Raw genomic sequence first — 9,748 nt, 5'->3', positions numbered from 1 at the left:
ATCAATGCTGTTCAATGTGGCAGTTACTGAACAAGGTTCGCCGCTTCATGGAAACCGTCAGCCCGTTTCCCAGTGGAAAACATGGACAGGCAAAAGTGTAGCGGTATTAGGAACAGCTATTTAGGCGAAGCGATTAAAATCATGCATGACCGCCTGTTGCCCCAGCAGAGCGCGCTGGCAGGGGCGATGCCATCGGCATCCTTCCCCTATGCCAAGGTGGTGTAGGGGAAAGATTCTTGTCAGGTGAGCACCAGGTCTCCCTGCGGCACGCAACTGCACGCCAGAATAGTGCCATCCTCGCGCACGGCACCCCTCTTTAAGGGCGAAACCTCACCGCTGACCAGCGTCATTTTGCAACAACCGCACACGCCCGCCCGGCAAGAATAGGGCACGCGCACGCCGTGCTGCTCCAGTTGCTCTAACAAAATCTGCTGATTATTCCCCGGCAGCGTTCTGCCCTGATAGTGCAGGGAAAGGCCTTGTTCCGCCTGAATGGGGGCTTCCAGCGTTGCGGCAGAGGTTCCTGCACTATAGAGACGCGGTGGCTTGGTTGCCAGCACCTCGACGCTATCGCCCACGCGAATGATACCGCTTTGACGCGCCACCATATTCTGACCAAAATCCACGTCACCGTTTTCCGCCGTGCGGAAGGCTTGTAGCGTGGCGAGCGGCTCTCCCGAGGGATGCTTGCGCCCACGCTCAGTGCTCACGGTGGTCAATACACAGCGGCTGCATGGTTTGACAACGTCGAAGGTCACCTCACCGATACGCAGCGTTTGCCAACTGTCTTCCGCGAAGGCATCAGCGCCGGTCACCACGATATTAGGGCGGAACTGAATCAGCTTGATCCCCGCGCTACAACGCTGGCGCAGTGCCTGAAAAGAGGCTTCATTGACCAACAGATAAGGGTAACCGTCGGCAAAACCCAACGGAATGTCGGGAAAACGCTTTACGCGACGAGAGGGCATGTCGCCAACCCAGCGCAACTGTACCGGACGTTTAAAATAACCGCTCAACCACTGGTTGATGTTATCGGGTGCGATACAGGCGGAAAAATGCGTGCCCCAGACTTCAGTAGGCTGTGGCGTGTGGGCGAAATCCGCATAGCATACTAACGCCTGAGCGCCGTCAGGTGCGGTGAGAAACAGGCCGTCAGGCAGCAACGCCGGTGTAAACAGCACCATTTCGGGAAACTGGCGCGCAGTGATAAAGGTCCCATCGGGTTCCGTCACCATAAATGAACGGTCATACGCCAGACCGCTGGGCGTTGCCAACGCATGGGAAAGTTGCAAGCCGCGCAAGGATTTGACCGGATGAACGTACAGTTGGGAAACACCAATCATCAAGAGTGCCTATCTGTTCAAAGGTTTTTAACGCCGCAACTTTATGACAAGTCGCTGGGATTAGCTATAATGCGCCTCAATTTTATGTGTTACACCCGTGATACTTCAAATTGCACGTGCGCTGACTGTGTGGGGTCACCCGAACCACTTATTGCTTTCCTGCAACCCGAAGTCGTCTGGGTCTACCCTTTTACCTTGGTGGTCGTCGTATTATGAATTCTCTGTTTGCCAGCACGGCGCGTGGTCTGGAAGAACTGCTTAAAAGTGAACTTGAAGCATTAGGTGCGCAGGAATGCAGCCTGGTTCAAGGCGGCGTGCATTTTCAGGGTGACGACCGTTTGATGTATCATAGCTTGCTGTGGAGCCGCATGGCATCACGTATTTTATTGCCGCTCGGCGAATGCAAGGTCTACAGCGATCTCGATCTCTACCTCGGTGTTCAGGCCATTGACTGGACCTCCGTGTTCTCTGTTGACAGCGCTTTTGTGGTTCATTTTACCGGTACTAACGACGAAATCCGTAATTCCCAGTACGGCGCGCAGAAAGTGAAAGATGCCATTGTCGACAGCTTTGTGCGTAAAACCGGTCAGCGTCCCAACGTGGCCAAGCAGCAACCGGATATTCGCATCAATGTGTTTCTGCAACGCGAGACGGCCAGCATTGCGCTGGATCTCAGCGGCGAAGGTTTGCACCAGCGCGGTTATCGTGAAGGCACTGGCGCTGCGCCGTTGAAAGAAAACCTGGCGGCGGCCATTGTGCTGCGCTCGGGTTGGCAGCCGGGTACGCCAATGATCGATCCGCTGTGCGGTTCTGGTACGTTGTTGATTGAGGCCGCCATGATGGCCGTCGATCGCGCACCGGGCTTGCGCCGCGATCATTGGGGATTTAGCGCCTGGCTGAACCATAACGCCGATTTGTGGCGTGACGTGGTGGCTGAGGCGCAGGTGAGGGCCAAACAAGGCCTGCAAACCACCATCTCCCGTTTTTACGGTTCAGACAACGATAGCCGGGTGATTGAGCTGGCGCGCACCAATGCGCGCCGTGCCGGTGTCAGCGAATTGATAACCCTCTCGGTACAGGATGCGGTGCAACTGCGCAATCCGCTGCCGCAAGGTCCGACAGGAACAGTACTCAGTAGCCCGCCTTACGGTGAGCGTCTGGAGAGTGAGCCTGCTCTGATTGCCTTACACAATATGCTGGGCCGCAAGCTGAAAAGTGAGTTCGGTGGCTGGACGCTGTCGCTGTTCAGTGCGTCACCGGAACTGTTAACCAGCCTGCCGTTGCGTGCTGAACGCCAGTTTAAGGCCAAAAACGGGCCGCTGGATTGCGTACAGAAAAACTACCGTATCAGCGCTGCGCCTGAAGCCTCGGCGGATGAAACCATTGCGCTGCGCGTGAGCGCCGACGTTGCTCCGGATTTTGCCAACCGACTGCGCAAAAACTGCCGTAAACTGGAAAAATGGGCCCGTCAGCAGGGTATAGAATGTTATCGCCTGTATGACGCCGATCTTCCGGAATACAACGTGGCGATCGATCGTTATGGCAGTTGGGTGGTAGTGCAGGAGTACGCGCCGCCGAAAACCGTCGATCCGCAAAAAGCCCGCCAGCGCGTGTTTGATATTATCAACGCTACGTTGCACGTGTTGGAACTGCCTGCCAATCGCTTGGTGTTAAAAACCCGCGAACGGCAAAAGGGCAAGAGCCAGTATGAAAAACTGGCGCAGAAGGGCGATTTCCTGCTGATGCAGGAGTATAACGCCAAGCTGTGGGTGAATCTGACCGATTATCTTGATACCGGACTGTTTCTCGATCACCGTATCGCGCGCAAGATGCTGGGCGAAATGAGTAAAGGAAAAGACTTCCTGAACCTGTTCGCTTATACCGGCACGGCCAGCGTCCACGCAGGGTTGGGCGGTGCGCGCACCACCACCACGGTGGATATGTCGCGTACCTATCTGGAATGGGCGGAGAAAAACCTGAGCAGCAATGGTCTGGCAGGTCGTCAGCATCGCCTTATTCAGGCGGATTGCCTGACCTGGATGCAGGAAACGCGCGAACAGTTTGACCTGATTTTTATCGATCCGCCCACGTTCTCAAATTCGAAACGCATGGCCGATGCTTTTGACGTGCAACGCGACCATCTGGCATTGATGAAAGATTTGCAGCGTATGCTGCGTCGAGGCGGTACCATTCTGTTTTCAAACAACAAACGCGGTTTCCAGATGGATCAGCAGGGCATTGCAGCCCTTGGGCTTCGCGCCACGGAAATCAGCGAGAAAACCCTTTCATTAGATTTTGCCCGCAATCGCCAGATCCATAACTGCTGGCTGCTGCGACACGCGGGCGAGGAAAAGTAAGTCATGTCATTAATTAGCGTCTCGGATGCCTGGCTGTCGTTCAGCGATGCGCCTTTACTTGATAACACCGAACTGCACATTGAAGAAAATGAACGCGTCTGCCTGGTAGGGCGTAACGGTGCGGGGAAATCGACCCTGCTGAAAATTCTGGCGCGCGAAGTGCGGCTGGACGATGGGCGTATTGTTTATGAGCAAGATCTGATCGTCTCCCGTTTGCAGCAAGATCCGCCGCGTGACGTAGCGGGCAGCGTATTTGATTTTGTGGCAGAAGGGGTGGCCGAGCAGGCCGACTACCTGAAACGCTACCATGAAGCTTTGCGTCTGGTCGAACAGGATCCCAGCGATAAGAACCTGAACCAGCTGGCAGTACTTCAGGAAACGTTGGAAACCCAAGGGCTGTGGCAATTGGAAAATCGCATCCACGATGTGTTGGCCCAATTGGGACTGACAGCAGATGCGCCCTTGTCCTCGCTTTCTGGCGGCTGGCTGCGCAAGGCCGCACTGGGCCGTGCACTGGTCAGTGGGCCGAAAGTCTTGCTGCTTGATGAGCCGACCAACCACCTGGATATCGAAACCATCGACTGGCTGGAAGGTTTCCTCAAAACGTTCCAGGGCAGTATCGTTTTCATCTCCCATGACCGTTCCTTTATTCGCAACATGGCGACACGCATTGTCGATCTCGATCGTGGCAAACTGGTCTCCTGGCCCGGCAATTACGACAAGTATCTGCTGGGTAAAGAAGAAGCGTTGCGTGTGGAAGAGCTGCAAAATGCCGAATTCGATCGCAAGCTGGCGCAGGAAGAGGTGTGGATCCGTCAGGGCATCAAGGCACGTCGCACGCGTAACGAAGGCCGGGTGCGTGCGCTGAAAGCGATGCGTCAGGAACGTTCACAGCGTCGCGAAGTGATGGGCTCTGCCAAAATGCAGGTTGAAGAAGCGGCCCGTTCCGGCAAAATCGTGTTTGAACTGGAAAACGTCGATTATCACATCGGTGATAAAAATCTGGTGCGGGGATTCTCTGCCCAGGTGTTGCGCGGAGACAAGATAGCGCTGGTCGGGCCAAACGGTTGTGGCAAAACCACGCTGTTGAAACTGCTGTTGGGCGATCTGCAAGCGACGCACGGTCGCGTTCACTGCGGCACCAAGTTGGAAGTTGCCTATTTTGATCAGCACCGCGCGGAGCTCGATCCTGAGCGCACCGTGATGGATAACCTGGCCGAAGGCAAACAGGAAGTGATGGTTAACGGCCGTTCTCGCCATGTGCTGGGCTACCTGCAAGATTTTCTGTTCCATCCCAAACGGGCAATGACGCCGGTAAAAGCCCTGTCAGGCGGTGAACGTAACCGACTGCTGCTGGCGCGTTTGTTCCTAAAACCCAGCAACTTGTTGATTCTTGACGAACCGACCAACGATCTTGATGTGGAAACGCTGGAACTGTTGGAAGAGTTGATCGACAGCTATCAAGGCACTGTGCTGCTGGTGAGCCACGACCGTCAATTTGTGGATAACTCGGTCACCGAGTGCTGGATTTTCGAAGGGGATGGGCGTATTAACCGCTATGTTGGCGGTTATTATGATGCACAGCAGCAGCGCGCTGAAACGGTGCCATTGCGTAAATCCGTGCCTGCGGCGGCGGAAAAGTCAGCAGAGAGTAAAGAGACCGTTCAGAGCGCACCCAGCGCTAAACGTCAAACCGGTAAACTCAGTTATAACCAGCAGCGCGAACTGGAGCAGTTACCCCAGAAACTCGAACAACTGGAACAGTCCATTGCGGCGTTACAAGCGCAAATGAACGATGCTGATTTCTTTACCCGTCCGCGTGATGAAACGCAAAAGGTATTGAATGCATTGGCAGACGCGGAGCAGGAGCTGGAAGTGTGTTTTGAGCGCTGGGAAGCGTTGGAAACGCAGAAAAACGGCTAACGTTGCGTATACTACCAACAGGTAGATGCCTTCTGACGGTAACCACGCGTACGATATACCGTGCCGTGGGAACACGAGCCTTCTACAGGTAACGGCGGCGGCGCGCCTGACCGGGGTGCCGCGCGGCGAAAGATAAAGGAGGCGGAGCGTGTGCAATCATAATGCAAGGCATGACGACTACATGTTGTGCCCCCAGTGCGACATGCTGGTGGAATTACCCTCCCTGATGCATGGGCAAAAGGCGGTGTGTCCGCGCTGTAAATCAACCTTGGCCAACCGCCAGAATCAGGCGCGCCAGCGCTCCATCGGTTTTGCCTTCAGCGCCTTGCTGATGCTGGCGTTGGCGAATGCCTTTCCTTTTGTTTATATGCGCGTGGCGGGCATTACCAGTGAGATCTCACTGTTTGAGATCCCGCAGGTGATGGTGTCCGATAATTACGCCAGCGTCGCCTTTCTGTTTATGCTGTTTGTTCAAGTGATCCCGGCGATTTCCATGGTGATGGTTATCCTGTTGTCGCTGCGCTCCTCCATGTCAGCACGGATAAAACGGCTGATGGCAACCTGGCTCTTCTGGCTAAAAAGCTGGGGAATGGCCGAAATTTTTCTCGCTGGCGTGCTGGTGAGCTTTGTGAAGCTGATGTCTTATGGTGAAATTGGCGTCGGCACTGGTTTTGTGCCCTATGTACTGTTTTGTTTGCTGCAACTACTGGCCTATCAAAGTCTGGATCGGCGCAGCGTATGGAATGACGTAGCGCCTGCGCCACCGTTACCCTTTGCACCGCAGACAGGACGATCGGGTTTGGCACAAGGGCTGCGCTCCTGCACCTGCTGTACGGCGATATTGCCTGCCGATCAGTGGGAATGTCCGCGTTGTCATCGCCACGGCCATGCGCGACGTAAAAACAGCCTGCAATGGACGCTGGCGCTGCTGTTAACCTCCGTGCTGCTTTATGTTCCCTCGAACCTGCTGCCGATCATGATCACCGAAGCATTGGGGAGTAGTGAAACCTCCACCATTATGTCGGGGGTGATTCTGCTGTGGGGGATGGGATCTTATCCGGTGGCGCTGGTGATCTTCATTGCCAGTATTATGGTGCCATCGCTTAAAATGCTGGCGCTGGCGTGGTTGTGTTGGAGTGCGGCGGGTAATGGACGTCAGGACAATGAACGTCTGCACGTGGTATATGAAATGGTGGAATTTGTCGGTCGCTGGTCGATGATCGACGTATTTGTCATTGCTGTACTGTCTGCCATGGTGCGCATCGGCCAGTTAATGAGTGTATACCCGGCAATCGGCGCGGTGTTGTTCGCGCTGGTGGTCATTTTGACCATGTTTGCCGCCATGACGTTTGATCCCCGTTTGTTGTGGGATCGCCAGCGTGATAATGATCAAGAGGGATCAGCCATTGGCGAAAAATAATTATTCTGTCGCAAACGTAGAAGCGATTAAACGCTGGTCGCCCGTATGGATTGTGCCCATTGTGACGGTGCTGATCGGAGCCTGGATTTTATTTTACCATTTCAGTCACCTGGGGCCTCAGATCACGCTAACGACACAGAGTGCCGAAGGGATTGTGGCCGGTAAGACCACCATCAAAAGCCGCAGTTTGGACGTCGGGGTGGTGGAAAGCGTGGTGTTGAGTGAAGACCTGCGCCAGGTGGAGATTGTGGCTCGCTTGCATTCCGGTATGGGCAAGTTGCTGCGCCATGATTCTGTGTTCTGGGTGGTGAAACCGCAGATTGGCCGAGAAGGGGTTTCCGGGCTAGGTACCCTGCTGTCCGGCGCGTTTATTGAACTTCAGCCGGGGGTGAGCGGTGAAGCACGCAGTGGATTTGCGTTGCTGGATTCGCCGCCGCTGGCACCACCGCATGCCAAAGGGATTCGCATTTTGCTCGACAGCGAACGTTCGGGCCAACTGAACGCTGGCGATCCGGTATTGTTTCGCGGCTACCGCGTCGGTTCGGTTGAAACCAGCGAGTTCGATACCAAGGCGCGCCAAATGCGCTATCAGCTATTTATTACCGCACCTTACGACAGTCTGGTGACCAGCAATGTCCGTTTCTGGAAAGACAGCGGCGTTACGCTGGATATGTCAGCGCAGGGGATGCGGGTGGAAATGGGATCGTTGACCACCTTGTTCAGCGGCGGCGTTAGCTTTGACGTGCCGGCCGGTTGGGATCTGGGTGAACGCGTGCAAGATCGTGCGCAATATCAGCTGTTTGATAACGAACGCAGTATTCAGGATTCGCTCTACACGGAGTACAAAGAATATGTGATGTTCTTTGATGAATCCATCCGTGGATTGCAGGTGGGGGCACCGGTGGAATTCCGTGGCATTCGTCTGGGAACCGTCGCCCAAGCGCCGTTGGTGACGACCAACTTCAAGCAGGATATAAACATGGAGTATCGCATTCCGGTGCTGATCCGCGTTGAACCTGCACGTTTTGAAAAGATCATCGGTAAGCAGTTTGATTACCAGAAACAGCTCGCCGACGCACAGGCTATGGGGCTGCGTGCCTCATTGAAAACGGCTAACCTGCTGACCGGCGCCTTGTTTATCGATCTCGACTTTTACCCGAAAGCACGTGGTAACAGTACAGGACCGCTGCGAGTAGTTGATGGGTATCCGGTGTTGCCAACCATGGGCGGCGGTTTGTCGCAAATCCAGCAAAAACTGATGGCGGTGTTGGATAAGATCAACGACCTGCCGTTAACGCCAATGGTGAGCGAAGCGACCAAAACGCTGGCAGAGAGCCAGTCAACGCTACGTGAGTTGAAAAAGACGCTCGCTTCGTTAAACCAGATAACCTCCAGCAAGGCGATGCAATCGCTGCAGCAGGACATGCAGCAAACGCTACAGGAGCTGAACCGCAGTATGCAAGGGTTACAGCCTGGCTCGCCGGCCTATAACCGATTGGTGGCAAACATGCAGCGTCTGGATCAGGTGTTAAGGGAGTTGCAGCCGGTATTGCGCACGCTGAATGATAAAAGCAATGCACTGATCTTCCAGGCGCCTGAGAGCGAAGATCCCCAACCGAAGAGGGCGAAACCATGAGTAAAGGATGGCTGGTGGCAATGGCGTTGTTGTTGAGTGCATGCAGCAGTACAACGCCAAAAACCTATTACCAACTGCCGCAGCCGTCTGTGGAGACTGCGGGTAAAACGGATCTCACTGCGGCCCGCACGCTGTGGCTTTCCGACGTTGCGTTGGCGGATTATCTCAGTACGTCGGGCCTGGTTTACCAGACCAATGATGTGCGTTATGTCATTGCCAGCAATAACCTGTGGGCCAGCCCGTTGGAGCAGCAGTTGCAACAGACGCTGCAAAGCAGCCTGAATGCCGGGCTGCCGGGCTGGACGGTAAGTTCGCAACCCTTAGGTGCTGCACCCTCAGAACTGGCTGTTACCGTGAAAGCCTTCCAGGGCCGCTACGATGGAAAAGCGGTGGTGCAAGGGGAGTGGACCTTGCAACGCGGCGATCGACTGCTGCGCCAGCCGTTTAATCTGGTGCTGCCAGTCAACGACGATGGCTATGATGCGTTGGTGACAACGCTGGCACAAGGTTGGCAGCAGGTTGCTCAATCCATTGCCGCGCAGATTCAGCGCAGCGAGTAGCTGGCAGAGATAGGAAACGCTTATCTAACATTATGTAATATAACGATTTATCTCTTATTTCCTGGCACTGTTTTTATGCATTTGCTTGCACGCAGTGCGCCATAATGGCGCACTGCACCTTTCTAAATAATCCCCCATAAACATCTTCTTAATAAATATCAATCGGTTATTTTTTGGCACAGATACTGCAATGTTAATCGCATAACATTATGACTGCGAATGACAGGGCACTAACATGCAGCAAGATGATGCCAATTCCGCTAACCCTGACGCCAATGTGCGCATTGATCTTATCGCACGTATCGAAGCGTCATTCAGTCAGCAGACCCCCAGCGGTAAGCGTGTTGCCGGTTGGTTACTGAATAATCTGGCACAGATACCGTTTGAACCGTCATTCCGCACCTGATTTTTCTTTTTTCGGGACTTGACGGTATTCTGAAGTTCTGAATTTATTACTGCTTTTTGCAGACCAATCAGCATGAGTACTCCCCACGTTACCATCCGTAACC

9 protein-coding genes are annotated in these 9,748 nt (G+C 54.4%); 8 read left to right on the top strand and 1 reads right to left on the bottom strand.

Going from position 1 to position 9,748, the window contains the following annotated elements:
- Together ACTBDZ_RS12105 and ACTBDZ_RS12100 are read left to right on the top strand one after the other, a co-directional pair.
- Window positions 1-101: hypothetical protein (locus ACTBDZ_RS12105; RefSeq protein WP_438813920.1), on the top strand; the 101-nt coding region annotated here is incomplete at its 5' end.
- Window positions 82-225 carry a hypothetical protein gene (locus tag ACTBDZ_RS12100; protein WP_438815494.1) on the top strand — a complete coding sequence of 48 codons (144 nt, stop codon included), beginning with the start codon at window positions 82-84 and terminating at the stop codon, window positions 223-225. The genes ACTBDZ_RS12105 and ACTBDZ_RS12100, both read left to right, overlap by 20 nt.
- Window positions 226-239: 14 nt before the next feature.
- Here ACTBDZ_RS12100 and ACTBDZ_RS12095 read toward each other — a convergent pair whose 3' ends face one another.
- Window positions 240-1,343, bottom strand: coding sequence for a YcbX family protein (locus ACTBDZ_RS12095; protein WP_438815493.1), 1,104 nt, complete (start codon window positions 1,341-1,343; stop codon window positions 240-242).
- 212 nt (window positions 1,344-1,555) lie between these two features.
- Between ACTBDZ_RS12095 and rlmKL the strand changes: the two genes are divergently transcribed.
- The 6 genes from rlmKL to ACTBDZ_RS12065 all read left to right on the top strand — a co-directional run bounded on the left by rlmKL (window position 1,556) and on the right by ACTBDZ_RS12065 (window position 9,645).
- On the top strand, window positions 1,556-3,700 hold the full coding sequence (gene rlmKL / locus ACTBDZ_RS12090) for a bifunctional 23S rRNA (guanine(2069)-N(7))-methyltransferase RlmK/23S rRNA (guanine(2445)-N(2))-methyltransferase RlmL (protein ID WP_438815492.1): 2,145 nt from the start codon (window positions 1,556-1,558) through the stop codon (window positions 3,698-3,700).
- Window positions 3,701-3,703: 3 nt separating this feature from the next.
- Entirely contained in the window at window positions 3,704-5,623 is a 1,920-nt protein-coding gene (locus tag ACTBDZ_RS12085; protein WP_438815491.1) for an ABC transporter ATP-binding protein, read from the top strand.
- Between the two features lie 181 nt (window positions 5,624-5,804).
- On the top strand, window positions 5,805-7,043 hold the full coding sequence (pqiA, locus tag ACTBDZ_RS12080; protein WP_438815495.1) for a membrane integrity-associated transporter subunit PqiA: 1,239 nt from the start codon (window positions 5,805-5,807) through the stop codon (window positions 7,041-7,043).
- Window positions 7,030-8,679: an intermembrane transport protein PqiB gene (gene pqiB / locus ACTBDZ_RS12075; RefSeq protein ID WP_438815490.1), complete on the top strand. Its 1,650-nt coding sequence runs from the start codon at window positions 7,030-7,032 to the stop codon at window positions 8,677-8,679. Before pqiA ends, pqiB begins: the two co-directional genes overlap by 14 nt.
- On the top strand, window positions 8,676-9,239 hold the full coding sequence (pqiC, locus tag ACTBDZ_RS12070; RefSeq protein ID WP_438815489.1) for a membrane integrity-associated transporter subunit PqiC: 564 nt from the start codon (window positions 8,676-8,678) through the stop codon (window positions 9,237-9,239). Before pqiB ends, pqiC begins: the two co-directional genes overlap by 4 nt.
- A 235-nt stretch (window positions 9,240-9,474) precedes the next feature.
- Window positions 9,475-9,645, top strand: a complete 171-nt coding sequence (locus ACTBDZ_RS12065) for a hypothetical protein (protein WP_438815488.1) — start codon at window positions 9,475-9,477, stop codon at window positions 9,643-9,645.
- The last annotated feature ends 103 nt before the right edge of the window (window positions 9,646-9,748 follow it).

It is taken from the genome of Symbiopectobacterium sp., from assembly GCF_051710365.1.
In the GTDB taxonomy this organism is placed as follows: domain Bacteria; phylum Pseudomonadota; class Gammaproteobacteria; order Enterobacterales; family Enterobacteriaceae; genus Symbiopectobacterium.
This window is presented reverse-complemented; position numbering and strand designations above follow the sequence as displayed.

Excerpts from the sequence above, each read along its gene's own strand:
- ACTBDZ_RS12100 (WP_438815494.1), top strand. The coding sequence starts at position 82 with ATGGACAGGCAAAAGTGTAGCGGTATTAGGAACAGCTATTTAGGCGAA.
- ACTBDZ_RS12095 (WP_438815493.1), bottom strand. The coding sequence starts at position 1,343 with ATGATTGGTGTTTCCCAACTGTACGTTCATCCGGTCAAATCCTTGCGC.
- rlmKL (WP_438815492.1), top strand. The coding sequence starts at position 1,556 with ATGAATTCTCTGTTTGCCAGCACGGCGCGTGGTCTGGAAGAACTGCTT.
- ACTBDZ_RS12085 (WP_438815491.1), top strand. The coding sequence starts at position 3,704 with ATGTCATTAATTAGCGTCTCGGATGCCTGGCTGTCGTTCAGCGATGCG.
- pqiA (WP_438815495.1), top strand. The coding sequence starts at position 5,805 with ATGTTGTGCCCCCAGTGCGACATGCTGGTGGAATTACCCTCCCTGATG.
- pqiC (WP_438815489.1), top strand. The coding sequence starts at position 8,676 with ATGAGTAAAGGATGGCTGGTGGCAATGGCGTTGTTGTTGAGTGCATGC.
- ACTBDZ_RS12065 (WP_438815488.1), top strand. The coding sequence starts at position 9,475 with ATGCAGCAAGATGATGCCAATTCCGCTAACCCTGACGCCAATGTGCGC.